Source organism: Tolumonas osonensis (assembly GCF_014202415.1).
GTDB classification, from domain to species: Bacteria; Pseudomonadota; Gammaproteobacteria; order Enterobacterales; family Aeromonadaceae; genus Tolumonas; species Tolumonas osonensis.
In genome coordinates this window covers 45,666-70,357 of record NZ_JACHGR010000010.1, presented here as the reverse complement: position 1 = coordinate 70,357, position 24,692 = coordinate 45,666, and the positions used below count along the sequence as shown (strand labels likewise).

Here is a 24,692-nt window from a genome sequence, read left to right as displayed (position 1 = left end):
CCGGTGGTGGCGCAGTAAATCATAAAACAAGGAGTAAACGATGAATTTATTCAGCAAAGCGATTTTAAGTGCCGCCATTATCGGGATCGCATTAACCGGTTGCGGCGAGAAAAAAGATAACCACCTGAAAGTCGGTGCCATCTCCGGCGCGGAAACTCAGGTAGCAGAAGAAGCAGCGAAAATCGCCAAAGAGAAATTCGGTCTGGAAGTGGAAATCGTACAGTTCAGCGATTTTGCAACGCCGAACGTGGCACTGAACGATGGCAGCATCGACGTCAACGCGTTCCAGCATAAGCCTTATCTGGATTCACAGATCAAGGATCGCGGTTTCAAACTGGTTGCGGTTGGTAACACCTTCGTTTATCCGATTGCCGGCTACTCCAAGAAGATCAAGAACATCAGCGAGCTGAACGAAGGTGCGCAGGTTGCCGTGCCAAATGATCCGACTAACCTGGGTCGTTCACTGCTGCTGCTGCAGAAACAGGGTCTGCTGAAACTGAAAGAAGGTTCAGGTCTGTCTGCCACCGTGCTGGACATCGTTGAAAATCCGAAGAACCTGAAAATCGTTGAACTGGAAGCCGCGCAACTGCCACGCGCACTGGAAGACGTGGAACTGGCGGTCATCAACACCGTCTATGCTTCTCAGGTTGATCTGCAGCCAACCCGTGATGGTCTGTTTGTGGAAGACAAAGAATCACCATACGTGAACCTGATCGTGGCACGCGAAAACAATCAGAACGACGAAAAAGTGAAGAACTTCGTGAAAGCCTATCAGGACGAAGCGGTATTCAAAAAAGCGACCGAACTGTTTAACGGTGGTGTCGTGAAAGGCTGGTAATCTCTTCCTTTCCGGATAGCTATGACGGTCGGCATTAGCCGGCCGTTTTCTTTTCTGCCAACAGATTAACGCCGCCCCATAGGCAATAGCCAAAAGTTACATATAATCCCTGTAAACTCATTGCGCACAATTCATTATGACCGACGAAAAAACGCCCGATTTGCTGCGGCTGGATAACCAGCTCTGTTTTGCGCTCTACAGCGCCAGTAACGCCATTGTCCGCGCTTACCGTCCGTTACTGGAGACGCTGGATTTGACCTATCCGCAATATCTGGTGATGTTGGTGTTATGGCAGCAGGATGGCATCAGCGTCAAGCAACTGGGGGAAAAACTGTTTCTTGATTCCGGCACACTCACACCTCTGTTAAAACGGCTGGAGACGAAAGGTCTGATACAGCGTGAACGCAGTACACAGGATGAACGTGTACGGGTACTGACGCTGACCGGGCAGGGAAAGACATTGAAAAAACAGGCCGCAAACATCCCGGTACAGATGCGCGGCCAGTTAAACATTACCGAAAGCCAGTTGCAGTTGCTGAAAGCGCATTGTGAGCTGGTCCAGCAGCAACTGCATGAGCAGGAGGATTAATCCTTCTGCGGGAATTGCATTTCGTCATAGCGCACGAAACGGGTTTTATGCTTGAGCTTGTAACCCAGCCACAGCGTAAAGAATAGCGGGATCCCCACATATGTCGCGGCAGCACCTTTCCAGTCAATACTGTCGGCGGTAAAGGCACTGTAATCCTGTCCCAGTGTCACCAGCAGACAGAGCGCAAATGCCAGTAGCGGACCAAGCGGGAAAAACAGGGCCTTATAGGGCAGATGATGCAGCTCGCCGCCCTGCAGCAGATAACCTTTACGGAACCGGTAATGACAGATCGCGATACCCAGCCAGGCGATAAAACCACTCATACCGGATGCACTCATCAGCCATATATAGACCGTCTGATCGCCGAACAGCGACGTCAGGAAACAGAGCATGGCCACCAGTGTGGTCGCAATCAGGGCATTGACCGGTACACCGTTCCGGCTTAACCCGGCCAGCCATTTTGGTGCCATACCGCTGCATGCCATGGTGTAAAGCATGCGGGTGGAGGCGTACATCCCTGAGTTCCCTGCTGACAGGATCGCCGTCAGGATCACCGTATTCATCACCGCGGCCGCCAGCGCCAGGCCGGCGCGTTCAAACACCAGTGTAAACGGGCTGGCACTGATATCGGTCACATCATTTTTCAGCAGTTGCGGGTCGTTATACGGTAGCAATACGCCAATGATGAAGATGGCGAACACATAGAACAGCAGAATACGCCAGAACACCTGCCGCACGGCACGCGGAATATTCTTGCCCGGATTATCCGACTCGCCGGCAGCAACGCCGATCAGTTCCGTCCCCTGAAAGGAGAAACCGGCAATCATGGCGACACTGAGCAGCGCCGGAAAACCACCGACAAACGGCGCATCGCCAGTACTGAGATTACTCCAGCCTGGATGCGCTTCACCGTGCATGATGCCAAACACCATCAGCAGACCGATGCCAATGAAAGCGATGACGGTCAGCACCTTGATCAGCGAACACCAGAATTCGGCTTCCCCAAATCCTTTCACCGTAAACGCATTCAGCGCCACAATGATGGCTAGAAACGCCGCACTCCAGATATAGCCCGGGACGTCCGGAAACCAGTATTTCATGATGATAGCCGCCGCCGCCAGTTCCACGGCCACGGTGATCGCCCAGTTGTACCAGTAGTTCCAGCCCTGCGCGAAGCCGAACGCCGGATCGACAAAATGGCTGCCATAGGCGGCAAAGGAGCCGGATACCGGCATAAACGCCGCCATTTCACCCAGACTGGTCATCAGAAAATAGACCATCAGCCCGATCAGCAGATAGGCCAGCAGCGCTCCGCCCGGGCCGGCATTTGCAATGGTGGCACCGGAAGCCACAAATAATCCGGTACCAATGGAACCACCAATCGCGATCATACTGAGATGCCGCGACTGCAGTTTACGGTGCAGCCCCTGCCCCGCCTGCGTGGAGGTCGACATGATTTTCTCCTTACCTTGTTTAATGCTGTATCGTCAGCAACCTGCATCTTTTTCGCGCAGATGCTCAAAAGGCCGCTAGAAATACGCAGCAAACTACTTTTTGGCAAGGATTTTTTGGAGGTAAAACGAAAAATACTGGCATAAAAAACCAGACAAAATTAATTCGGTGAGATAAAAAATTAAACTCTATGCATGAAATAGCAGTTAATGCGAATTAAGCCCTGTTTTTGTTGATCAGAACTGCATAACTATTAAAACTGCTATTTCACAGCAACTCGCGGCACCATCAGACCAGCAATACCCGAATGCCCCGCTGTTCCAGCACCGCTTTATCTGCGTCACTGATGCCGGCATCGGTAATGACAATGTCAATTTTATCAATAGGCACCACTACATTCGGTGTTTTCCGGCCAAATTTGCTGGAATCGGTCACCACGATGATCTGCTTCGCGGCCTGACACATGGACTGACTGACCTGATAGGCCTCATTGAAGGTGGTTGTCCCCTGTTCAATGTCAAAACCATCCGCGCCGATAAATAACTTATCGAAGGTATAGGCCCGGAATGCCTGCTCTGCCAGTCCACCATGAAACGAGGATGAACGTTTACGGTAAGTACCACCCGGCATCAGCAGCGTCATATTGCTGTCACGCGCTACCGCTTCATTGATAATCAACAGACTGTTGGTCATCACCGTCAACGCTACCCGCTCCACCAGCCATGGCACCATCTGTAACGTGGTGCTGCCGTTATCCAGAATGATCGAATCGCCATCATGGACCAGCGAAGCCGCTTTCGCGCCAATACGTTGTTTGATGTTCTGATTCAGCGCCGTCTTTTCATCCATGGTGCGATCTTCTGCCACCGGCTGCGTGACAGCTTCAGCCCCACCATATCGGCGGGTCACCTGATTGGATTGCTCCAGATAACGTAAATCGCTGCGTACTGTGGCGCCCGTAATATTGAAGTGCGCGGCCAAATCATTAACCGTGGTTCTGCCATGTTCCCGCAAGTAGCGGACTAACATATCCCGACGAATTTCGACGCTCATATCAGGCTCTCTGTATAAATAAACTACTTACAAGATACATGGTGATTTTCAAAATGAAAGAATTAAAATAATTACATTATCATTTTGTGGATAAAGCACAGGTTATTGCTTCTCTGGTTGAGGCATCCAGTTCAGACAACACTTTTTCTGACAATGGAATCCGCGCATGCAGCACCGCAGATAATGCTTTCGGTCTGGCAAAAATAGTGAGTCCTTTCATGATGCTGGCATCAACGATCACATTATCAGCATTGTGAGCTAAAACCACCAATGTACGAGGCTTCCAGCGGGAAGAGGTCTTGCCGATTTTCACACTGCCTTTCAGACTCATCGTTTGCAGCATCCGGTTGAATGCCCGCATCTGCAGAAAACCGGTTATAATCTGTAAACCCCAGGCGATAACCGCACAAATAATCAGCGTGTTTGTTGCATCCATTTTTCACCTCGTTTATGGAAAAAAGGCAGTGTAAAAACACTGCCAATATAACAGGCACCCTCAGGAGCTGAACCGGGATCCCATTAACCCTGAACGATATCTGCCCATCAGAACATGACCTGTCCGCCGGTAATGTTGATCATCTGGCCGGTACAATACCCGGCTTCTTCGCTGGCATAAAACTTCAGCACATTCAGTACATCCTGATAATCACAGCCGCGTTTCAAGGGCACTTTGTCGATATAGGTTTGTTCAACCTGATCTTCCGGAATACCCAGTTTCTTCGCGTATTGCGGCAGCAGAGACTGGAACATCGGGCTCTTCAGCAGATTGCCCAGCATCAGGGAATGCACAGTAATGTTGTAATCCGCCAGATCCAGTGCCAGGGATTGTGTCAGGCCTACTCCGCCAAATTTCGCGGCCGAGTAGCCGGAGTTGTGTTTTGAGCCAACTTTACCGGATTTGGAGTTGATCTGGATGATGCGGCCAAATTTCTGTTTCATCATGATCTTGGAAACCGCACGGGCACACAGGAAGTAGCCGGTCAGGTTGACGTCGATAGAACGTTGCCAGGCATCCAGTGAGAAATCGTCAATGCGGGAAGCCTGCGCCACACCGGCGTTATACACCATCACATCAATACGGCCGAAGCGATCTGCCACCGCACCAATCATGCGGGCCACGTCCTGTTCATCAGTGGAATTTGCCTGTACAGCCATGACGTTCTGAGCGCCAAACTGTTCGGCAATCGTGGCCGCCGTTTCGGTTGCGTTTTGTCCATTCAGATCGGCAACAACGACTTTATAACCACTGGCTGCCAGACCACTGCACAGAAATGCGCCTAAATTGCGACCACCACCAACTACCAATGCCACTTTTGACATGTTAATCTCCTTGATTGCTAGTCTCGCTCCCCCCTGCAACGAGCGCCAACTCATGTGTTGCAGAGGGGGCAGTGAGTTTTAGTTATTCAGTTCAAATCTAATTTCTGTTCCCAGCACCAGTTCATCAGGGCATTTCCCTTCAACATGTACGGTGCCCGGGTATTCGGCTTCTGCACCACCATCAAAACGGATGGTGATATGGCCAAGTTGTGCGAGATTCTGATTGACCACATCCCCCACCGCGGTGATCGGATAGCGTGATGTGCCCAGCACGAACTGACCGCCAGCGGTGATCTCGCCTGTTAAGTCTGCCGCCGGATGGATGAAGCAGTAATCGGCTACATCCGCGGGGGCGTTATCGTTAAACAGGATCATCATATTGTCATTCAGTGCGTCTGCCGCGTATTCGCCGATCTGTGTCACTTGGGTACGGTACAACATAGTCATTCTTTCCTCTGTCAGTACTACTTGTTACTGGTAAATAAAGAAGGATACGAACCAGGCCAGCAAGACGGTCGGTGCGCCGGTCAGGAACCGGGAGTAAAGCACAGACGGTACGCCAATCTGGACAGTTTCAGGTTTCGCTTCGGCCAGACTCAAACCCACCGGAATGAAGTCACAAGCGGCCTGCGCATTAATCGCAAACAATGCCGGTAATGCCAGTTGAGGCGGGATGTTACCCAGACCAATCTGTGTACCCACCAACACCCCGATAACCTGCGCAATAACCGCGCCAGGGCCAAGGAAGGGCGACAGGAATGGGAACGAGCAAATCAGTGCCAGCGTGATCAGACCAATCGGACTTTTTGCCAGCGGGATCAAGGCATGCGCAATCACATCACCGACACCGGAGGCAATAATCACCCCGATCAACATCGAAACGAAAGCCATGAACGGCAGTATAGACTTGAGTACGGTATCAATGGTTTCTCGGCCGGCCTGAAAGAAGGTCGCCATCACAGATCCCATGCCAATCCCGATCCTGGCCAGCAGACCATCGCTCTGTTCGCTCAGCTTTTTGCTGCTGTCATACTGACGCGGCTCTTCTTTATAGGTGTGTTGCATGGTCGGAGCCGCCAGCTGTTCACTGACTTTAATGTTGTCAGGTCGCACACCGGAGACATAAATGTCTTCGACAATAAACTCCGCCATCGGACCACTTTTACCGGTGGAATGGATGTTGACCGTTGGAATGCGTTTTTTCGGATACAAGCCGCAGCGCAGTGTGCCGCCGCAATCAATGACCGCGACCGCAATTTCACTATCAGGCACCGAGGTTTTAAAACCATCCACCGCTTCCATGCCTGACAGTTCCACCATGCGGTCCACGATGTCCGGACGCGTACCAGCAGTGATGTAGATGATCTTCTTGTTCTTTTCGACCGGGATTGTCAGCGGGCCGCCCCAGCCACCATTGCCTTTGCTGATATAAAGTGCGTTTGCCATGATATCTGCTCCTGAATCTGATTAGTTAGTGCTCATCTGCACTTCGGTGCTGAGACGAATGTCTTGTTGTTTTTCCACAAAGGCAGTGGTGAAATCCGTCACCCAGCCGCGGAAGAAGTTAGACACCATACCCACGAACAGATAGCTGATAGCCAGTGGCGCCAGAGGCAGATGCAGCTGGGTCAGACCATTTGCGATGCCTAAATACACGAACAGTTCACCTGGGTTGATGTGCGGGAACAGACCGTTCATTGAATGACAGCTGTAGGAAGCCGCGGCGTAGTAAGAAGGTTTGTATTTTTCCGGTAAGAAGCGTCCCAGACTCAGCGTCATCGGGTTCATGAATACGAAAGTACCCACAACCGGCAGGATCAGATAACGGGAGACCGGGTTTCCCGCGCATTTCTGTGCCAGACGCTCAACTCGTTCCTGACCGATAAACCGGATCAGGGCATTCATCGCCACCATCAGCGAGATCAGCAGCGGGAGAATGCCGGTCACCATACCAACAAACACCTCACCACCTTTCTGGAATAGGCCGATAAACCACTCTGCTGCATGAATAACAAAATCCATGACATATTCCTCAATTTGATTCCATCAGTGAAGGGACACACCAAACAACGCAGGGATCATGATGTGTAGTTCATAACAGGCTGCGAGATGAACGGGGGTGTATCACGTAACCTGTATGTTTATATTTTCACAATGAACGAACATTTTCATATTTTGATTTTCACATTGTGATGCATGTAGCGTTTTTAGTTTGAAAGACGTTTGCTTTGAAACCCGAAAGTATCCATTACCCAGTAAAAATAGCTTCTATCGAAGCTTTTTATGCTTTGTATGACGAGAATAGCCGCCAGAAAGGAAAGAAAAAGGGGAAAAACATCGCCAACGCAACCCGCAGTATGAAAATAAAAAACAAAAACATTATTTTCATTTTGAAAATAACTTTATCCGATACCCGACCGGGACGATTTGCCCCACGCAAAGCCTCTTGCTAATATCTGGATAAAATCACAGTATCAGAGGTGTCCATGGAACTCGCTGCGATCCCGGTATCCATGCTTAAAGGTGTTGGCAGTAAGTTGGCGGAAAAGCTGACACACCTGCGGCTGCACACCGTACAGGATCTGCTGTTCCATCTGCCGCTGCGCTACGAAGACCGCACCCGTCTCTATCCGATAGCGGAACTCAGTGCAGATCACGCCTGCACCACCGAAGGTGTGCTCCAGAGTTGTGATATTCAGCAGGGCAAACGACGCATGCTGATATGCCGTATCAGTGACGGTAATGGCTCGTTAACCTTGCGCTTTTTCCATTTCACCGCCGGACAAAAAAACGCACTGGCTATTGGCCGGCGTATCCGCTGTTTTGGTGAAATCAAACGCGGCCTGCATGGCTTCGAGATTGTCCATCCGGAATATAAGCTGCTGGATGACGACGCCACGCTGGAGACCGATGCCACATTGACGCCGGTTTACCCCACCACGGAAGGCTTACGTCAGGCCTCATTACGTAATCTGACCGATCAGGCGCTGCAGTTACTGAAGGAAAACGGCATCCGCGAGCTATTACCGGACGGGTTATATCCACGGCAACTCAGCCTGAGCGAAGCGTTGCTGTTGCTGCATCGTCCGCCACCGGATGTCTCGCTGGCACAACTGGAAAACGGGCAGCATCCGGCCCAGCAGCGACTGGCACTGGAAGAGCTGATTGCTCATCATCTGACTGTCCTGCAACTGCGTTATACCGCACAACAGCATCAAGCCCGGCCATTGGCGACTGACTGGTCTTTGTGTGAACAACTGCTGGCGCGGCTGCCGTTCAAACCGACCGGCGCACAGCAGCGGGTGGTGAATGAAATCAGTCAGGATCTGACCAAGCCGCACCCGATGATGCGGCTGGTACAGGGCGATGTCGGCTCCGGCAAGACGCTGGTCGCCGCCCTTGCCGCATTACAGGTGATCGCCCATGGTGGACAGGTGGTGCTGATGGCCCCGACCGAACTGCTGGCGGAACAGCATGCCAACAACTTCAGCAACTGGCTGACTCCGCTCGGCATCGAAACCGGCTGGCTGGCCGGCAAAGTCAAAGGTAAAGCCCGCGAAGCCCAGCTGGAAGCTATCCGCAGCGGTCAGGTCAAAATGATCGTGGGTACGCATGCCGTGTTTCAGGATCAGGTGGAATTTCAGCATTTGCTGCTGGTGATTGTCGATGAACAGCATCGTTTCGGTGTCCACCAGCGGCTCGCGCTGCGGGAAAAAGGCGCGCAGGATGGTGTCTATCCGCATCAGCTGATCATGACGGCGACCCCGATCCCGCGCACACTGGCGATGACCATCTATGCCGATCTCGATACCTCCATCATTGATGAACTGCCGCCGGGACGTACCCCGATCACCACGATCGCGCTGCCGGATACCCGCCGGGAAACAGTGATCGAACGGGTTCGTCAGGCCTGTCTGGAAGGGCGTCAGGCGTACTGGGTCTGCACACTGATCGAGGAATCAGAAGTGCTGGAGTGTCAGGCGGCAGAAAATACCGCCGAAGAATTACAGTTGCTGTTGCCGGAACTGCATATCGGACTGGTACATGGCCGCATGAAGCCGCTGGAAAAACAGCGGGTGATGCAGGAATTCAAAGAAGGCCTGCTGCATCTGCTGGTGGCGACCACGGTAATTGAAGTGGGTGTGGATGTCCCCAATGCCAGCCTGATGATCATCGAAAACCCGGAACGTCTGGGTTTAGCCCAGTTGCACCAGTTGCGCGGACGCGTCGGCCGGGGCGCCATTGCCTCCCATTGCGTGCTGCTCTATCACGCGCCACTGTCCAAAACCGCCCAGCAACGTCTCGGCGTGCTGCGTGACAGTAACGACGGTTTTGTCATCGCGCAGAAAGATCTGGAACTGCGCGGCCCCGGTGAAATGCTGGGAGCCAAACAGACCGGCCTCGCCGATCTGAAAATTGCCGACCTGGTCCGGGATCAGGCCTTGATTCCGCAGGTACAGCAGCTGGCGCAGCGAATTTTTCAGCAATATCCGGCTTGTGTCACACCGCTGATCCGGCGCTGGTTCGGTGAACGCGATGATTATTCTCAAGCCTGATGTCATCCGTTACACTGAAAGCAAATCTGCTTTAAGAATGTATTCTGAATGGCTTTTTTCATGCATCGTGCCTTCCGCTGGTTTCTTTATACCATTCTGGCTCTGGTCGCCGCGATCTGGCTGACCTTGGGTTTGCTGAAACCGGAACATCTGAAAGGACCGTTTGTCGCCTGGGTGCAACAGCAAACCGGTCTGCCGCTGGAAATCGGCAAGCTGAATTACAATCCACTGTATCCGAATATCGTACTGGCAGAAAATGTCACACTCGGTCCTGACATCAGGGTAGGAAAGATCTACCTGGAAATTGCCGGAGGTTCGTGGTGGCAACGTCAGCTGCATATTGCTCATCTCGATATTATTAACCCACAAATAACATGGCGCCCCGGCCTGCAATTGCCGCAACCGTTACGGCAATTGCAGGTTGATGATCTGACCATCGATAAGCTGCAACTCCGCTGGCCGGAAGGCTCACTGCAGGATGGCGCACTGCATCTGACCAACTGGCACCCGATCCGCGACGGAGAGCTCATCCCGCTGGCGGATGTCAGCTTTGATGCCAGTATCGGACAGTTGCAATACGCGGCCTTCCGAGCAGGGAAAACCCGCATGCAGGGTGCCCTGAATGCGAAGCAGCTGAACATTGAGGAACTGGAGAGCAATATCTTCCATGGTGCCGCTGCCGCCCGTCTGAACTGGGATCTGAACAAGAATCAGCTCATCTTCCGGGAACTGGCACTGGCTAACTGGCAACTGGATTTACAGACGCTCTCCGCCGTAACGCCACGACTACCTCATCTCAGCGCGGAACAGGTGTCGCTGGAAAATGTCAGTGCCATCGACCTCTCCCGACGTTTTGCACTTAACCAGGTCTCCGGCACACTGGAAAAACTGCAATGGCAGCCGGGACAACTGCCGACTTTTGAGTATCAGGGCAAAGTGGGTGAATACACGGATGGTCTGTTCCAGCTGACCGATATGCAGGGGGAAGGCCGTCTGCGGGAGCAGGACTGGCGGATGCGGCTGAATGGTGCCGCCTATGCTGGCAAATTCACCGCCGACCTGGAGGGGATCCGCCAGCCAGCCACACTCACCATCAACGAACTGCAACTGAGTGATATGCAACCGGAACTGCAGCCCGGCTGGCGGGAATGGCTGGCGACCCAGCCCTTTCAGCAGATCGATTTGCGCCGGTTAGACATCAGCCATCTGTCCCTGATTTCATTTGATGACAGCGTACCGCTCACCGTGAAATGGCTCGATCTGTTCCTGACCGATCTGCGCTGGACAGGGCAAAGTCTGCAGAGCAGCAATCACAAGGCCCGGCTGGAAGGCAGCTGGCTGGAGCTGGTCTGGCAAACACTGGTCAGCCGCAAAGCCGAATTTCAGGCGGAACTGGCGGATAACAAGATCACGCTGGAACACTTTAATACACAACTCGAAGAGTCCGATTTTACTGTCAGCGGTCAATTAGGCTTAATCCCCGCCATTCCGCATCAGCTGAAAGCCTCACTGAAAAAATTCGATCTGGAGCAGCTCAGCGACATGCTCGGCCCCCGTTATCCATTTGCCGGTAAATCCGATCTGAGCGTGGATCTGCAGGCAACCGGCTATGATATGGCGGCGCTCCGGCAAAGCCTGCAGGGTACGGCCTCACTGGCGGTACAGGATCTGTTTGTCGACGGTCTGAAACTGGACTCCTGGCTGGATGAACAACTCACCCCGGCAGCCCCGGCACCCCAGAGTTTTGAACAGCTGACGGGTAAACTGCGCGGCGGCGATACAGCCTTCAATCATGCCTATCTGCAAATGCAGGCCAGCAAGGGCGTGCTGGATTTCAGTGGTTCGGCTTTTGAATCCATTACCCATCTGGTCGGTGTGAAACAAGGGATTGATCTGAATAAACAGCAGTGGCAGCTACAGCTGGGGCTACTCAACGATCGCAACCAGCCCGAACTCCTGGGAACAATGACCGGTGCACTGAACGCACCTCAACTGCAGTTCCACCTGCCGGGCCGCAATGCCACCAGTTGGTCGACCCAACCGATCAGTTACCCGCCACAGGGACGACAAGGATCACTGCGCGAATGAGTCACCAGACTACCAGCGAGTTCGATGTTGCCGTCGCCACCAGTAACGGTACGCAGATTTACCGGCTGCGCGCCGGTGAACAGGAACTGGAAATCCGCGAGGATCCGCAGTTTCGCTGGTTGTTGCTGGATGGCGTGGTGCAATCCGTGCTGCAGCATACACAGCCGGAAGAACTCTGTTTGCCACATCAGCGCATCCTGCAGGCATTGCTGCCGGCACAGGCTCAGCAGATCCTGCATCTCGGCCTGGGTGGCGGTGATTTCCTGCGCTGGCTGCATCACCGTTACCCGGGGGCGCAGCAGACAGCAGTCGATTTAAATGCACCGGTACTCGACATCTACCAGCGCTATTTCCGGCAACAGGAGCGGCCAGCACTGCATTGCGCGGATGCGTTTGTCTGGCTCAGCCACCAGCAACAGACGTATGATTTGATCCTGGTCGATCTGTTTCGCGACGATGGTAGTCCGGCGCCGCTGTTTCAGCAGGAAACCTACCGGCATCTGCAGCGCCTGCTGACGCCCGGGGGCCGGGTGATCGTCAATCTGCTGCCACGGACCGATCAGGAATGGCAACAGGTACAGTATTTGCTGACCGCCTGCGGCGAGGCGCGCAGTCTGCGTGTCGCCAACTACCGCAATTACCTGATCTGGACCGAGCCTAAACCTGCAGCCAGAAGGTCACCGGACCGTCATTCACCAGGCTGACTTTCATATCGGCGGCAAAACGTCCGCTGGCAACCGGGATCGCCTTCTGCGCAATCTGGCCGATAAAATGTTCATACAGCGTTTCCGCCTGTGCCGGATCGGCGTTACGTTCGGCGAAACTGGCCCGCATCCCTTTGCGGGTATCGGCTGCCAGCGTGAATTGCGAAACCACCAGAATACTGCCGTTCACCTGCTGCACATTCAGATTCATTTTGCCGTCGTCATCACCGAACACCCGGTAACCCGCCACCCGGTGTGCCAGCTTGTCGGCTTTCGCCGTATCATCATCCCGCTCAATGCCCAGCAAGACCAGCAACCCCTGACCAATTTCGCCGGTCACCTCGCCGTCAACGACCACCCTGGCTTCGCTGACTCGCTGAATTAACGCAATCATACTGCTCCCTCTTCCACAATTCGGAGACGCTAGCTTAACGGATTTTTCCGGAATAAAAAAAAAGCGGCGAGAGGAGACTTCCCGCCGCTTAAAGTCCGCTTATTAAGCGTTTCTACAAAGGAACTCAGTGATGGACTGGATGATGGCGTGAATGCCAGTCATCGCAGGCAGGAATCGTGTTGCGGGCATGACGGGTCAGATACAGCAGTACTGCCCCCCCAGCCACCAGCACAACGCCCAGACCAGTAATCGACGTGATGCCCAGACTCACCAGCAGAGCACTGCCCAATGAGGCGGATAACATCTGACCTGCTCCTGCCAGCGCGGTAGCCGTGCCGGCAGTGCGTTTATAAGGTTCCAGCAGGCTGGAGAGTGCATTCGGGAAGGCCATGCCATTACCGAACGCGAACAAAGACAGGCTCAGCATCATCAGGAGAGCGCTATGCGGCAACAGCAGCATGCCCAGACCGGCAACGAGCTGCAGTAATGACGCGGCCTGCAATACGGATTCTTTGGAAAAAAAGTGACGGGTTTTGCTGGCCAGTATGCCGCCCAGCACCAGCGACACTGCCGGTAATAATGTCCAGCGGCCATAGGTATCCGCGTTCATGCCCACCTGCATCTGCATGATGAAGGGCATAACCGAAATGGAAAATACGTTCAGCGAATACTGGATCCAGACCACCCCGGAATAGCAGCGGAAATGATCGCTTTTCAGTAACTGCCAGTACTGATGCACAAAATCACTGACATGCGCCCGCTCATCCGCGGCTTCGGCCGCATGGGTCTCTTCGAAACGGTAGAACAGCAGGATCCACAGCAAACCAAGATAACCGGCCATGGTGAAGAAAATGCTGACCCAGCCGAAATGGGTGGTCAGAAAGCCGCCGGCCAGCGGTGTGATTGTCGGGACAAACGCCATCACAATGCCAAAATAAGCCATGGCCTGACGCAGATGTGCGCCTTCGTAACGATCCCGTAATGACACCCGGGCAATGACCGACGCGCAACCGGCACCGATCCCCTGGAGCACCCGGCCCAGAATGATCATCGCAGCGCTGTGATGTGCAAACAGACTTAACAGGATGCCCAGTACCGCGACCATCAAACCGGATAACAACACCGGACGGCGGCCATAGATATCCGATAACGGGCCATAAAACAGCTGTGATGGACCAAATCCCAGCAGATAGGCAGACACCAGCCACTGTGTCATCTGCGAAGAAATATTCAGATCCTGATGCATGGCAGGCAACGCAGGCAGCAATAAACTCATTCCGGTCTGACCAACAGCAATCAGTAGACAGGAATAGATCACGGGGATCCACTTCTCGCGGCGATTTAATTCTTTTTGCTGACGGTTCTGATGTTGTTGAATGACGGCGCTGTCTTTATAGTATGCGCCATTACCACTGTCACTGCTCATGATTGTTCTCTGGTATTAAACGGGAATACAAAGCCCGAACCATAGAAACATATTTCTATGGTGAAAAACTCTGCCAAATCAGACATTGGCGGTGTTTTTTATAATTATCTGTAACAAAACTGAAAACTGTCTAACGACTAATATTCATAGCCAGTGATAAGAAAAACTTTTCACGACATTTGGCGCAATTTATGCATTGCACATCTGAGTCCTGATTCATAGCCCGCGGCATCAGCATCTGCGTTTCAAGGGGTTAATGTGAACGTTCGTTTTCTGGAAACATTTTTGTGGGTAGCACGTCTGAACAGCTTCCGTTTAACTGCGGAAAAATTGTTCACCACCCAGGCGTCCATCTCTAACCGGATCGCTGCGCTGGAAGAGGAACTTGATGTCAAACTATTCGTGCGCGACAGCAAAGGTGTCCGTCTGACGCCGGATGGTGAAAAGGTCCGTGAATACGCAGAGCAGATCGTCGGGAAAGCCCATGCCCTGCGGATGTCGCTCGGTCAGGCCAACGGCTATGAAGGCAAGGTTCGTATCGGCGCGATCGACTCGGTGGTTCATACCTGGTTTATCGAACTGCTCTCCTGGATCACCGACCACTACCCGCACCTGGAAGTCGAGATCACGGTCGACAGTGCCCGCGGCCTGGCGAATCAGTTACAGAAAGGGTATCTGGATATCGCATTCCAGGCCGACCTGATCCGTCTGGAATCGATCCGCAATCTCGAACTGGCGCGCTACCCGATGCGCTGGATCGTCGCCGCCAATTCGCCGTATAACCGCCAGTTTTCCTCTCTGCAGGAGCTGGCCAAGGAACGCCTGATTACCTTTGTTGCCAACTCGCGCCCGCATCAGGACATTCTGAGTCTGCTGCATGTCAACGGTATCACCTCGCCCCGCGTCAGCTGTGTAAACTCGTTTGCCGCCATGACCCGGCTGATCGAAGACGGCTTCGGTATCGGCGTGATCCCGGCCGCTCTGGTGCGCGAGCAATTGGCTAACGGCTCGCTGGTGATTCTGAATATCAACAACAGCCAACCCGGATCACTGTCGATGTTGACGCAGGCTGCGTCATGGCGAACCGGCCCCGGACTGGATCACTGTGAAGCCATCGTCCGCCAGGCTCAGCGTATCGTACAACGTTTCTGCAATATTATCGGACCGGAACGGGGCATTGCCGCCAGTAATCCCTCTGCCAGCTGACAAGCCGATAGTCGGCCGATAGCAAATAGCGTTACCATAGAGACTGATATTCACTTTTGGAGCTCGTCATGCAGTTCTTCCGCCGTTTACAGGATATTCGAGCCATCAGTTTTGATCTGGATGACACGCTCTACGATAACCGCCCGGTGATCGAAAACGCGGAACAGTGGATGGTGGAGCACATGCGGGATCAGTATCTTGCCAGCGCCATGTACGACCGGGCCTGGTGGCTGCAGCTGAAACATGAATTGCAGCAGGCCGATCCGGCGCTGCATGACGATGTCAGCCGCTGCCGGCTGATGATGCTGGAAGTCGGTTTGCAACGTGGCGGGATGCCTGCCGCCGAAGCCAGACAGGAAGCACAGCGCGTGTTTGCCGAATTTCTCGAGATCCGCTCCCGGGTAACCGTGCCGGAAGCGTCGCTGGAAGTACTGAAAAAGCTCAGCCGGCATTTTCCACTGGTTGTCATCACCAATGGCAACGTGTTGCTGGAACGCATCGGGCTGGACGGTCACTTTAAGCATGTCCTGAAGGCCGGGAATGGCCGCCGGATGAAACCGGCCCCGGACATGTTCCGCATGATGGCGGCCCAGCTGAAATTGCCGCCGTCCCAGATCCTGCATGTCGGTGATGATGTCACCACCGATGTTTTCGGCGCGATAAGAAACGGTTATCAGGCCGCCTGGATCAACAGTCAGGGACAGGAGTGGCGTAACCTGCATACGCTGCCACACCTGATGCTGCAGGATATCCGGGACCTGCTGACCTTGCTGCCGGTACAGAAATAACCCATGACACAATCCGACTACCTGACCGGTTTATCGCTGGCCATCCTGGCCGCGACCGGTTTTGCCTGCAAGGCTATCTTCGTCAAACTGGCATACCGCTACGGTGTGGACGCGACCACGCTGGTGACCATCCGCCTGCTGCTGGTATTACCATTGATAGCAATGATGCGCCTGTTCCGGCGCGCGCAGACAACGCCACTTTCCTGGCATGATCGCAGCATGGTTTTTCTGCTCGGTATCCTGGGATATTACCTGGCCAGTCTGTTTGACTTTATCGGGCTCGAAACAGTCAGCGCCAGTATTGAACGCCTGATTCTTTGCCTTTATCCGACACTGACGGTACTGCTTTCCGCCTGGTGGAACAAAACGACCATCAGCCGCCGGATGTGGTGCTCAATGCTGCTGACCTACTGCGGTATGGCCATTGTGCTGGCACCGGATCTGGCGGGTGCCCGTCTCGATCTGCCGGGGATGTTATTTGTCGTTGCCAGCACAATCAGTTATGCCCTGTATCTGACCTGGAGTCCTCCGGTCATCAAACGGATTGGCGCCATGCGCTTCGCCGAACTGGCTCTCACTATGTCGGCTATATCCATGTTTGTGCATTACGCCCTGACTCGCCCGATCACTCTGCTAACCACGCAGCCTCTACCGGTCTGGGGATACGGCCTGATTATGGCGCTGGTGGCCACCGTATTACCTCTGTACGCGCTGTCTGCCGCCATGGCCCGGATTGGCGCAGGCAAGACAGCCTTGATTGGCAGCCTTGGTCCGGTATTGACGCTGTTCATGAGCATGGGATTGCTGGACGAGTATCTGACGCCATTGCAGTGGGGTGGCGTCTGCGTGGTATTGACTGGGATCTGGTTAGTCGGTCAACGGAAGACCTGATCCCTGCCGCAGCGACACCATCAGACGGGCAAACCCCCGTGCATACTCCCGCCGTGTCTGCCGGTCGATCTGAGGCCAATACGCCATCGGCATAAACGCATATTCCTGACGGCTCAGCACGTCCGAGCCATGCAGTGCGACCCAGCGTGGATTGTAGTGCCGTTGCGCGGTTTTATCCCGGCGCAGGGCCTGGATCATCGCTGCCTCCATCTCCGCCGGATGACTTAACGCATACGCGCTGATCTCTCTGCCGAACTGTTCACTGAGTCTGGATACCCCCGCCTGCACCGAGCTATCCAGTGCTTTATTGGCATCGCTGCGTGCCCGCAGTTGGGCGGTATAAAACCAGAACATCGCATCATGGTAGTGCTGCTGCTGACCGAGCTGATAAGCCAGCGCAAACAGAACCGGCGGCGTCACATCATCCGGGTGGAGCTGTACGCTCTGCAGCGTTTCCTGCTCCCCCTGCAATAGCGCATTGACCTGCCGTTGTGTCGTTTCCAGCGGTAACAAGCGGTATTCCCCCTGGGGCTGTAATGCGGGGGCTGTCGTTTCCTGAGCACATCCGGCCAGCATGATGACCAGCAATAACACCCCTGTTTTCTGCCACATACGCTTCTCCTGCTTGCACTGATTTAACGGGAAATCTGTCCGAAGGCTTTGCCCTGCCGGATCAGGCTTGTTAGACTGCGGGCATGCGGCCGCCGGAGCTGGCGACCCACCAGCCAATTGTAAAGGATATCAAGATGAAACACCTTCACGTACTGCTGCTGTGCGGCGGTGGCGGCAGTGAGCATGAAATTTCCCTGCTGAGTGCCAACTATCTGGAAAGTCAGCTGAACGCCCTGCCTGAAATCAGTGTCACCCGCGTTGAGCTGTTCCCGGATCACTGGCAGACCAGTGATGGCCTCTCCTGCCACCTGGGCATGGATCACCAGCTGCATTTCGATCATGACGCCAGACCGGTCGATTTCGTCGTGCCTTGTATTCACGGCTTCCCGGGCGAAACCGGTGATATTCAGTCTATGCTGGAACTGATCGGACTGCCATATCTGGGCTGTGGCTCTGAAGGCAGCAAGCTGTGCTTCAACAAAGTCAGCACCAAACTGTGGCTGTCCGCACTGGGTATTCCGAACACCCCGTTCCTGTTCCTGTCCGAAAACAACGAAGCCGCCCATGCGCAGGCACATACCGCCTTCCGTAACTGGGGTACCGTGTTTGTGAAGGCCGCCAGTCAGGGCTCTTCTGTCGGTTGCTATAAAGTGACTGATGCCGCGGCGCTGTCAGAAGCCGTCAATGCCGCGTTTGGTTATTCCGATCAGGTGCTGGTGGAAAAAGCCGTACGCCCACGCGAACTGGAAGTAGCCGTTTATCGTTATAACGATCAGCTGGTGGCCACCCGTCCCGGTGAAATCAGTACGCCAAGCGACAGCTTCTACAGCTATGAAGAAAAATACAGCGCTGGCAGCCACTCCACCACCTATCTGGAAGCGCCGGGTCTGAGTGAAGAACAGGTCAGCACCATTCGTGAATACGCTCTGAAAGCGTTCACCCAACTGGGACTGAAAGATCTGTCACGTATCGATTTCTTCCTGACCGACGAGAACGAGATCCTGCTGAACGAGATCAACACCTTCCCGGGTATGACCCCTATCTCCATGTTCCCGAAACTGCTGGAACATCATGGCGATAAATTCGGTCAGTTCCTGGAAGGCATCATCCGTGGCGCAGTGAAATAATTTCGCCGGAGACGGAAAAGCAAAGGGCCGGTGATGATACCGGCCCTTTTTATTGGGCGTTGTTTATGATGCCCGGTCGCGTTCCAGCAGCGGCTTCAGGAAGCGGGCGGTATGCGATTCGGCACACTCGGCCACCTGCTCCGGCGTGCCGGCCGTCAGGATAGTACCACCGCCAGAGCCGCCTTCCGGTCCCAGATCCACAATCCAGTCGGCGACTTTAATCACATCCAGATTGTGTTCGATGACCACAATGGTATTACCATTATCCCGCAGCTTTTCCAGTACCTGCAGCAACTGCTGGATATCGTGGAAATGCAGTCCCGTCGTCGGTTCATCCAGAATATACAGTGTCTGCCCGGTATCGCGTTTGGAGAGTTCTCGCGCCAGTTTCACCCGCTGTGCCTCGCCCCCGGAGAGCGTCGTCGCGGACTGCCCCAGGCGGATATAGGAAAGACCGACATCCATCAGTGTCTGCAGCTTGCGCGCCAGTGCCGGTACTGCATCGAAGAATTCACGTGCGTCTTCCACGGTCATTTCCAGCACTTCGTGAATGGTCTTACCTTTATATTTTACTTCCAGCGTTTCCCGGTTATAGCGTTTGCCCTTACAGACATCGCACGGCACATATACATCCGGCAGGAAATGCATCTCCACCTTGATCACGCCATCGCCCTGACAGGCTTCACAGCGGCCGCCCTTGACGTTAAAGGAGAAACGCCCCGGCTGATAACCCCGCGAACGCGCTTCCTGTGTACCGGCAAACAGCTCGCGGATCGGCGTGAACAGCCCGGTATAGGTCGCCGGGTTGGAACGCGGTGTGCGCCCGATCGGGCTCTGGTCGATATCGACCACCTTGTCCAGATGCTCCAGCCCCTGAATATCCAGATACGGTGCCGGCTCTTCCACTGTCGCCCCATTCAGGTCACGGTGCGCGATACGGAACAGCGTATCGTTGATCAGCGTCGATTTACCGGAGCCGGATACGCCGGTGACGCAGGTCATCACGCCGACCGGCACATCCAGATTGACCTTTTTCAGGTTATTCCCGCTGGCACCCAGCAACTTCAGCCATTTGTCGCCCACCGGACGCCGCTGTGCCGGGACTTCGATTTTCTTGCGTCCGGAGAGATATTCACCGGTCAGCGACGCGCTGTTTGCCATGATTTCGGCTGGTGTTCCCTGCGCAACGATCGCCCCGCCATGAACCCCGGCGCCGGGACCGATATCCACCACGTAGTCGGCATGACGGATCGCATCCTCGTCATGCTCCACCACAATCACGGTGTTACCCAGATTACGCAGATGAAACAGCGTGTTCAGCAGACGCTCATTATCACGCTGATGCAGACCAATCGACGGCTCATCCAGTACATACATCACGCCGACCAGGCCAGCCCCAATCTGGCTCGCCAGACGGATACGCTGCGCCTCCCCGCCTGACAGCGTTTCCGCGGAACGAGACAGAGACAGATAGTTCAGACCGACGTTGACCAGGAACCCTAGCCGCTCAATGATCTCTTTGAGGATCTTCTCTGCGATCTGGGCCCGCTGGCCAGTCAGGTGCAGATTGTTGAAAAAGTTCAGCGCCTCGCCAATCGACATTTCTGCCACTTGCGGCAGCGTCACCCCTTCCACGTAGACATGACGGGCTTCCTGACGCAGACGGCTACCCTGACAGCTCGGACACGGCTGATTGGCGATGAATTTCGCCAGTTCTTCGCGCACGCTGTTGGATTCCGTCTCGCGGTAACGCCGCTCCATGTTGTGCAGCACCCCTTCGAACGGATGGTTGCGTACCACCACATCCCCGCGATCGTTCATGTAGCGGAATTCGATCTGCGTGTGACCACTGCCGTTCAGCACCACTTTTTTCGCCTGCGGGCTCAGCGCATCAAACGGTTCATCCAGATCAAAATGGTAGTGTTCCGCTACCGACTTCAACATCTGGAAGTAGTAGAAACTGCGTTTATCCCAGCCACGAATAGCCCCGCCGGACAGGCTCAGTTCCGGATTGGTCACTACCTTATGCGGATCAAAATACTGCTGTACCCCCAGCCCATCGCAGCTCGGACAAGCCCCCGCCGGGTTATTAAACGAGAACAGGCGAGGTTCCAGTTCGCTCAGGGAATAACCGCATTCCGGACAGGCAAAGTTGGCCGAGAAAATCAGCGGCTGCGCTTTGTCATCGTCCATATCCGCCACATACACCAGTCCGCCGGACAGCGTCAGTGCCGTTTCAAAGGATTCCGCCAGACGCAGTTGCAGATCCGGACGCACCTTGAAGCGATCGACCACCACTTCAATAGTGTGCTTCTTTTGCAGCTCCAGCGTCGGTGGATCAGAAAGGTCACACACCTCGCCGTCAATCCGCGCCCGGATATAGCCTTGCGCCGACAGGTTTTCCAGCAGTTGTTTGTGTTCCCCTTTGCGGTTACGCACCACCGGCGCCAGAATCATCATCTTGCGGTTTTCCGGCTCGGCCAGCACCCGATCCACCATCTGACTGATGGTCTGTGCCGCCAGCGGCAAGTCATGCTCCGGACAGCGCGGTTCCCCCACGCGAGCATACAGCAGACGCAGGTAATCGTAGATTTCGGTGATGGTGCCAACGGTAGAGCGCGGGTTGTGCGACGTGGATTTCTGTTCGATGGAGATCGCTGGCGATAGGCCTTCGATATGATCCACATCGGGTTTTTCCATCAGGCTTAAGAACTGGCGGGCGTAGGCAGAAAGGGATTCAACATAACGGCGCTGCCCCTCCGCATATAAGGTGTCGAAAGCCAGTGATGATTTGCCGGAACCCGAAAGGCCGGTGATGACAATCAGCTTGTCACGCGGCAGCGTCAGACTGATATTTTTCAGGTTATGGGTACGTGCGCCCCGTATCTCGATCTTGTCCATAGAATGCCAGCTGTGAACCATATCAAAGTTTCAGTATGGCATAGCCGGCACTGGATGAATAGCCAGTATTGCTGCAAATATGTTAATGTCCGGTTCGCAAACTATTTGCGGCCTGTCATAGCTGCCGATCTGACTTTAACCACGATTATTGCTAAGATAGCCAGTTATAGCATTTGAACTTTTTTACGGAGCAGATCATGGCCAAAGGCGTGAACAAAGTCATCATCGTTGGCAATCTGGGGCAGGACCCGGAAGTGCGCTACATGCCGAATGGCAATGCAGTTGCCAATATCACCGTTGCCACCAGCGAAAGCTGGAAAGACCAGCAAGGTCAGATGCAGGAGCGTACAGAATGGCATCGTATCGTGCTGTACCGCCGTCTGGCCGAAATCGCCGGTGAGTATCTGCGTAAAGGCTCAAAAGTTTATCTGGAAGGTCGTCTGCAGACTCGCGAATGGCAGGATCAGCAGGGTCAGAAACGCTACACCACCGAAATCATCGCCAATGAAATGCAGATGCTGGACAGCCGTCCAGCGGGCGCAGGCGGCAATATGGGCGCACCGGCACAGCAGTCACAACAAGGCAACTGGGGCCGTCCGTCCGCACCAGCCGCTGCTCCGCAAGGTGGCGCAAACCCGGGTTACGGTCAGCCAGCCGCGCCGCAGGGTGGTTATGCACCGGCTCCGGCACAACAGCAGCCAACCTACAACGAACCACCAATGGATTTCGATGACGATATCCCGTTCTAGGATGGTATAAGTTAAAAACGTAAAGACAGATTTAAGTTAAATAAAAATGCCTCAATCTTTGAGGCATTTTTATTTTGTGTGGAATTTAGTTTGTTATATGGGTTATCAGAATTAATTTTTAGGGCATACCGTTTTTATACCTATCCCATCTTTAAATGCGTAATATTCTATGCAATTTTTATCATTAATCTTCACTGCTCTTTTCCCAATGTCACTTGATTCAATGTATTCAAAGAATGATGTAGTTCCATTTTGATCCCAATCCATTTCCTTCCATGAATAATTTTTACTGAAAGCAAAATAAAACCTGCAAAAAACATAAGAGAATGCAAATAAACCGAGCACTGTTAATATCAAAAAAATAGCCTTTTTTAACGAGCCCATGGCGCACTTGATCCATTAGAAGGTGAAGTAGCAGAATGCGTTGTACTACTATCAGAATAAGCGCCCAAATCTAACAGGCTCATTCCAACATTTGCAGGAAATATTTGATCACCTGTATCAATTCCTGGCTCTTTCAGGCAATCTTGTATTGGTGAGCCACAGTTATTTGATATTGGATCGTAACTACCACGATCTTTTTTCATGCATGCTTCAACCTTTTTCCCTGATCTGGAGTTAATTGAACCAGGATTCCCAGACCATCTCTAAAATTGTTTTTAGCATAATAATAAAAAGCTTTACCTGTCCACATCCCATCACGTCCAAACGAATAAACTGTGCCATTTATATCTGTGGAAACATGACCAAATGAGGGCCCACCCCAGCTAACAGGATGCTACTAGAGCAGGAACCCTCACATACCCATAGATATTAAGTCTTATCGGTTTTGGCTATGAATTCAGTATTCATTTTCCATTGTTTAATTTTTAGTTGCTGTTCGTTGTTCAGTAATGAAAAGTGATGACTTTGCTCAAATACAGATAAACTCTTGGTTAAAGCAGATGCATCTGCTTTAACCAGTTGTACAAACGAATCAACAGACTCTGCATCAAAATCAACATTCAATAGTATAATGGCATAGAAATCCAATCTATCCTGCAATTCAAGTTTTCGTATGTACGATTCTTGAGATAAAAACACTACCCGCACCAATGGAAATTAAAAAAATAATAAGAGTGTTATTCGTTTTAATAAATAAATCATTTTACTGTCACCGTTCCATAAAGAATGATAGGCACAGATGGCTGCTCTGATATTTGATACCAGCGTTTACCTGGATTGTATTGGATTTCACCTACATGTGTATTGGATATAAGTTGCTTAATTAGATTCCAATTTTTGTTATCTTCATCTCTATATTTATCTACTGTTAAACAGCCCCAAATAAATCCCCCATTGTGAAATCTTGCTCCATGCCTCAATTTCCCATTGTCATAGAAAGAATCATCAACATTACTCTTTTGTTCTAACACTGAATACCAATCAGCATGAGCATCCTTAGCTGGTCCAATATTTTGTGTTAACCAGTAAGTTCCATTAGGCAGTGGAATTTCTTTCCATGGTTCAGGGTCAAATGCACTAGGATTATGAGAGCCTGTAAACCCATATGCGGAAACACTTTGGCGTGTATTGTTATCTTGGACCGTAATAACCCCTGATGATTTATCAAGTGTTACATTCACAAGTAACCCCAGTGGGTCGACACTACCCAGCGGATCATTCCCCACATACCCATAAACATTCAGCCCACCATTTTCCCCGATCGGGTCTCGGCTTAACCAGCGGCCGGTCAGTGGGTTATAGGCGCGATACAGCGTCAGGTTTAGTCCAGTTGGTTCATGACGGAACATACCGGCATAACCAAAGCGTGGCTGTGACCCAATGCTCAGTTCGCGTTTACCATGGGCATTCACCAACTCCATCCCCGCTTGTGAGTTTGCTGAGCGCTCCTGCATCCTGAAATCCTTATCCTTTGTTTGTATGTTACTGATTTTTATGTTTTTTAAACAGAGATCTTACATGTGGTGTACAGTTTTTATGAAAAGTGAACGGGTT

General features: G+C 52.9%; 26 protein-coding genes. 11 read left to right on the top strand and 15 right to left on the bottom strand.

Features of this window, described 5'->3' with window-relative positions:
- Positions 1-40: 40 nt before the first annotated feature.
- Together metQ and ohrR are read left to right on the top strand one after the other, a co-directional pair.
- Positions 41-838 carry a methionine ABC transporter substrate-binding lipoprotein MetQ gene (gene metQ / locus HNR75_RS13810; RefSeq protein WP_188027572.1) on the top strand — a complete coding sequence of 266 codons (798 nt, stop codon included), beginning with the start codon at positions 41-43 and terminating at the stop codon, positions 836-838.
- Positions 839-974: 136 nt separating this feature from the next.
- Positions 975-1,427, top strand: a complete 453-nt coding sequence (ohrR, locus tag HNR75_RS13805) for a transcriptional regulator OhrR (RefSeq protein ID WP_188027571.1) — start codon at positions 975-977, stop codon at positions 1,425-1,427.
- Here ohrR and HNR75_RS13800 read toward each other — a convergent pair.
- The 7 genes from HNR75_RS13800 to srlA form a co-directional block, all read right to left on the bottom strand.
- Positions 1,424-2,881, bottom strand: a complete 1,458-nt coding sequence (locus tag HNR75_RS13800) for an amino acid permease (protein ID WP_188027570.1) — start codon at positions 2,879-2,881, stop codon at positions 1,424-1,426. The genes ohrR and HNR75_RS13800 overlap by 4 nt on opposite strands.
- Positions 2,882-3,167: 286 nt before the next feature.
- Positions 3,168-3,932 carry a glucitol operon DNA-binding transcriptional repressor SrlR gene (gene srlR / locus HNR75_RS13795; RefSeq protein WP_188027569.1) on the bottom strand — a complete coding sequence of 255 codons (765 nt, stop codon included), beginning with the start codon at positions 3,930-3,932 and terminating at the stop codon, positions 3,168-3,170.
- A gap of 79 nt (positions 3,933-4,011) precedes the next feature.
- Positions 4,012-4,368, bottom strand: coding sequence for a transcriptional regulator GutM (locus HNR75_RS13790; RefSeq protein WP_188027568.1), 357 nt, complete (start codon positions 4,366-4,368; stop codon positions 4,012-4,014).
- 107 nt (positions 4,369-4,475) lie between these two features.
- The gene (srlD, locus tag HNR75_RS13785; protein ID WP_188027567.1) at positions 4,476-5,252 is read right to left on the bottom strand and encodes a sorbitol-6-phosphate dehydrogenase; all 777 of its coding nucleotides are present in this window, start codon (positions 5,250-5,252) and stop codon (positions 4,476-4,478) included.
- Between the two features lie 78 nt (positions 5,253-5,330).
- Positions 5,331-5,699, bottom strand: coding sequence for a PTS glucitol/sorbitol transporter subunit IIA (locus tag HNR75_RS13780; protein WP_188027566.1), 369 nt, complete (start codon positions 5,697-5,699; stop codon positions 5,331-5,333).
- Between the two features lie 24 nt (positions 5,700-5,723).
- Entirely contained in the window at positions 5,724-6,698 is a 975-nt protein-coding gene (gene srlE, locus HNR75_RS13775; RefSeq protein WP_188027565.1) for a PTS glucitol/sorbitol transporter subunit IIB, read from the bottom strand.
- Positions 6,699-6,719: 21 nt separating this feature from the next.
- Positions 6,720-7,274, bottom strand: a complete 555-nt coding sequence (gene srlA, locus HNR75_RS13770; RefSeq protein WP_188027564.1) for a PTS glucitol/sorbitol transporter subunit IIC — start codon at positions 7,272-7,274, stop codon at positions 6,720-6,722.
- A 206-nt stretch (positions 7,275-7,480) separates the two neighbouring features.
- On the opposite strand from srlA, the gene HNR75_RS13765 reads away from it, so the two are divergent.
- From HNR75_RS13765 to HNR75_RS13750, 4 genes are read left to right on the top strand one after another with little or no spacing between them, the layout of a single operon-like run.
- Positions 7,481-7,705, top strand: coding sequence for a hypothetical protein (locus HNR75_RS13765; protein WP_188027563.1), 225 nt, complete (start codon positions 7,481-7,483; stop codon positions 7,703-7,705).
- A 33-nt stretch (positions 7,706-7,738) separates the two neighbouring features.
- Complete coding sequence (gene recG / locus HNR75_RS13760; protein ID WP_188027562.1) at positions 7,739-9,808, top strand: ATP-dependent DNA helicase RecG; 2,070 nt, start codon at positions 7,739-7,741, stop codon at positions 9,806-9,808.
- 48 nt (positions 9,809-9,856) lie between these two features.
- Positions 9,857-11,896: an AsmA family protein gene (locus tag HNR75_RS13755; protein WP_188027561.1), complete on the top strand. Its 2,040-nt coding sequence runs from the start codon at positions 9,857-9,859 to the stop codon at positions 11,894-11,896.
- Positions 11,893-12,600, top strand: a complete 708-nt coding sequence (locus HNR75_RS13750) for a spermidine synthase (protein WP_188027560.1) — start codon at positions 11,893-11,895, stop codon at positions 12,598-12,600. Before HNR75_RS13755 ends, HNR75_RS13750 begins: the two co-directional genes overlap by 4 nt.
- On the opposite strand, the gene dtd is transcribed toward HNR75_RS13750, so the two are convergent.
- Positions 12,554-12,994, bottom strand: coding sequence for a D-aminoacyl-tRNA deacylase (gene dtd / locus HNR75_RS13745; protein WP_188027559.1), 441 nt, complete (start codon positions 12,992-12,994; stop codon positions 12,554-12,556). The two genes, HNR75_RS13750 and dtd, sit on opposite strands and share 47 nt — an antisense overlap.
- A gap of 124 nt (positions 12,995-13,118) precedes the next feature.
- Positions 13,119-14,420, bottom strand: coding sequence for a multidrug effflux MFS transporter (locus HNR75_RS13740; RefSeq protein ID WP_188027558.1), 1,302 nt, complete (start codon positions 14,418-14,420; stop codon positions 13,119-13,121).
- Between the two features lie 258 nt (positions 14,421-14,678).
- Between HNR75_RS13740 and HNR75_RS13735 the strand changes: the two genes are divergently transcribed.
- From HNR75_RS13735 to HNR75_RS13725, 3 genes are all read left to right on the top strand, one after another.
- Positions 14,679-15,626 carry a LysR substrate-binding domain-containing protein gene (locus HNR75_RS13735; protein ID WP_188027557.1) on the top strand — a complete coding sequence of 316 codons (948 nt, stop codon included), beginning with the start codon at positions 14,679-14,681 and terminating at the stop codon, positions 15,624-15,626.
- Positions 15,627-15,694: 68 nt separating this feature from the next.
- The gene (locus HNR75_RS13730) at positions 15,695-16,414 is read left to right on the top strand and encodes an HAD-IA family hydrolase (RefSeq protein WP_188027556.1); all 720 of its coding nucleotides are present in this window, start codon (positions 15,695-15,697) and stop codon (positions 16,412-16,414) included.
- 3 nt (positions 16,415-16,417) lie between these two features.
- A complete protein-coding gene (locus HNR75_RS13725) occupies positions 16,418-17,305 on the top strand; it encodes a DMT family transporter (RefSeq protein WP_188027555.1) in 888 nt (295 codons plus the stop codon).
- On the opposite strand, the gene HNR75_RS13720 is transcribed toward HNR75_RS13725, so the two are convergent.
- Positions 17,282-17,917 (bottom strand): hypothetical protein, encoded by a 636-nt coding sequence (locus tag HNR75_RS13720; RefSeq protein WP_188027554.1) that lies wholly within the window; start codon positions 17,915-17,917, stop codon positions 17,282-17,284. The genes HNR75_RS13725 and HNR75_RS13720 overlap by 24 nt on opposite strands.
- Before the next feature lie 134 nt (positions 17,918-18,051).
- On the opposite strand from HNR75_RS13720, the gene HNR75_RS13715 reads away from it, so the two are divergent.
- Entirely contained in the window at positions 18,052-19,044 is a 993-nt protein-coding gene (locus tag HNR75_RS13715; protein WP_188027553.1) for a D-alanine--D-alanine ligase, read from the top strand.
- Between the two features lie 63 nt (positions 19,045-19,107).
- On the opposite strand, the gene uvrA is transcribed toward HNR75_RS13715, so the two are convergent.
- Entirely contained in the window at positions 19,108-21,945 is a 2,838-nt protein-coding gene (gene uvrA / locus HNR75_RS13710) for an excinuclease ABC subunit UvrA (RefSeq protein WP_188027552.1), read from the bottom strand.
- Between the two features lie 194 nt (positions 21,946-22,139).
- Between uvrA and ssb the strand changes: the two genes are divergently transcribed.
- A complete protein-coding gene (gene ssb, locus HNR75_RS13705; RefSeq protein WP_188027625.1) occupies positions 22,140-22,694 on the top strand; it encodes a single-stranded DNA-binding protein in 555 nt (184 codons plus the stop codon).
- A 111-nt stretch (positions 22,695-22,805) separates the two neighbouring features.
- On the opposite strand, the gene HNR75_RS13700 is transcribed toward ssb, so the two are convergent.
- From HNR75_RS13700 to HNR75_RS13685, 4 genes are all read right to left on the bottom strand, one after another.
- Positions 22,806-23,078: a hypothetical protein gene (locus HNR75_RS13700; protein ID WP_188027551.1), complete on the bottom strand. Its 273-nt coding sequence runs from the start codon at positions 23,076-23,078 to the stop codon at positions 22,806-22,808.
- A complete protein-coding gene (locus HNR75_RS13695) occupies positions 23,066-23,281 on the bottom strand; it encodes a hypothetical protein (protein WP_188027550.1) in 216 nt (71 codons plus the stop codon). The genes HNR75_RS13700 and HNR75_RS13695 overlap by 13 nt, the downstream gene beginning before the upstream one ends.
- A gap of 226 nt (positions 23,282-23,507) precedes the next feature.
- Positions 23,508-23,777 (bottom strand): hypothetical protein, encoded by a 270-nt coding sequence (locus tag HNR75_RS13690; protein WP_188027549.1) that lies wholly within the window; start codon positions 23,775-23,777, stop codon positions 23,508-23,510.
- 59 nt (positions 23,778-23,836) lie between these two features.
- Positions 23,837-24,592: an RHS repeat-associated core domain-containing protein gene (locus tag HNR75_RS13685; RefSeq protein WP_188027548.1), complete on the bottom strand. Its 756-nt coding sequence runs from the start codon at positions 24,590-24,592 to the stop codon at positions 23,837-23,839.
- Positions 24,593-24,692: the final 100 nt, after the last annotated feature.

Bases quoted from the DNA above. Each gene is read 5' to 3' on its own strand.
- metQ (WP_188027572.1), top strand. From the start codon at position 41: ATGAATTTATTCAGCAAAGCGATTTTAAGTGCCGCCATTATCGGGATC.
- ohrR (WP_188027571.1), top strand. From the start codon at position 975: ATGACCGACGAAAAAACGCCCGATTTGCTGCGGCTGGATAACCAGCTC.
- HNR75_RS13800 (WP_188027570.1), bottom strand. From the start codon at position 2,881: ATGTCGACCTCCACGCAGGCGGGGCAGGGGCTGCACCGTAAACTGCAG.
- srlR (WP_188027569.1), bottom strand. From the start codon at position 3,932: ATGAGCGTCGAAATTCGTCGGGATATGTTAGTCCGCTACTTGCGGGAA.
- HNR75_RS13790 (WP_188027568.1), bottom strand. From the start codon at position 4,368: ATGGATGCAACAAACACGCTGATTATTTGTGCGGTTATCGCCTGGGGT.
- srlD (WP_188027567.1), bottom strand. From the start codon at position 5,252: ATGTCAAAAGTGGCATTGGTAGTTGGTGGTGGTCGCAATTTAGGCGCA.
- HNR75_RS13780 (WP_188027566.1), bottom strand. From the start codon at position 5,699: ATGACTATGTTGTACCGTACCCAAGTGACACAGATCGGCGAATACGCG.
- srlE (WP_188027565.1), bottom strand. From the start codon at position 6,698: ATGGCAAACGCACTTTATATCAGCAAAGGCAATGGTGGCTGGGGCGGC.
- srlA (WP_188027564.1), bottom strand. From the start codon at position 7,274: ATGGATTTTGTTATTCATGCAGCAGAGTGGTTTATCGGCCTATTCCAG.
- recG (WP_188027562.1), top strand. From the start codon at position 7,739: ATGGAACTCGCTGCGATCCCGGTATCCATGCTTAAAGGTGTTGGCAGT.
- HNR75_RS13755 (WP_188027561.1), top strand. From the start codon at position 9,857: ATGGCTTTTTTCATGCATCGTGCCTTCCGCTGGTTTCTTTATACCATT.
- HNR75_RS13750 (WP_188027560.1), top strand. From the start codon at position 11,893: ATGAGTCACCAGACTACCAGCGAGTTCGATGTTGCCGTCGCCACCAGT.
- dtd (WP_188027559.1), bottom strand. From the start codon at position 12,994: ATGATTGCGTTAATTCAGCGAGTCAGCGAAGCCAGGGTGGTCGTTGAC.
- HNR75_RS13740 (WP_188027558.1), bottom strand. From the start codon at position 14,420: ATGAGCAGTGACAGTGGTAATGGCGCATACTATAAAGACAGCGCCGTC.
- HNR75_RS13730 (WP_188027556.1), top strand. From the start codon at position 15,695: ATGCAGTTCTTCCGCCGTTTACAGGATATTCGAGCCATCAGTTTTGAT.
- HNR75_RS13725 (WP_188027555.1), top strand. From the start codon at position 16,418: ATGACACAATCCGACTACCTGACCGGTTTATCGCTGGCCATCCTGGCC.
- HNR75_RS13720 (WP_188027554.1), bottom strand. From the start codon at position 17,917: ATGTGGCAGAAAACAGGGGTGTTATTGCTGGTCATCATGCTGGCCGGA.
- HNR75_RS13715 (WP_188027553.1), top strand. From the start codon at position 18,052: ATGAAACACCTTCACGTACTGCTGCTGTGCGGCGGTGGCGGCAGTGAG.
- uvrA (WP_188027552.1), bottom strand. From the start codon at position 21,945: ATGGACAAGATCGAGATACGGGGCGCACGTACCCATAACCTGAAAAAT.
- HNR75_RS13700 (WP_188027551.1), bottom strand. From the start codon at position 23,078: ATGGGCTCGTTAAAAAAGGCTATTTTTTTGATATTAACAGTGCTCGGT.
- HNR75_RS13695 (WP_188027550.1), bottom strand. From the start codon at position 23,281: ATGAAAAAAGATCGTGGTAGTTACGATCCAATATCAAATAACTGTGGC.
- HNR75_RS13685 (WP_188027548.1), bottom strand. From the start codon at position 24,592: ATGCAGGAGCGCTCAGCAAACTCACAAGCGGGGATGGAGTTGGTGAAT.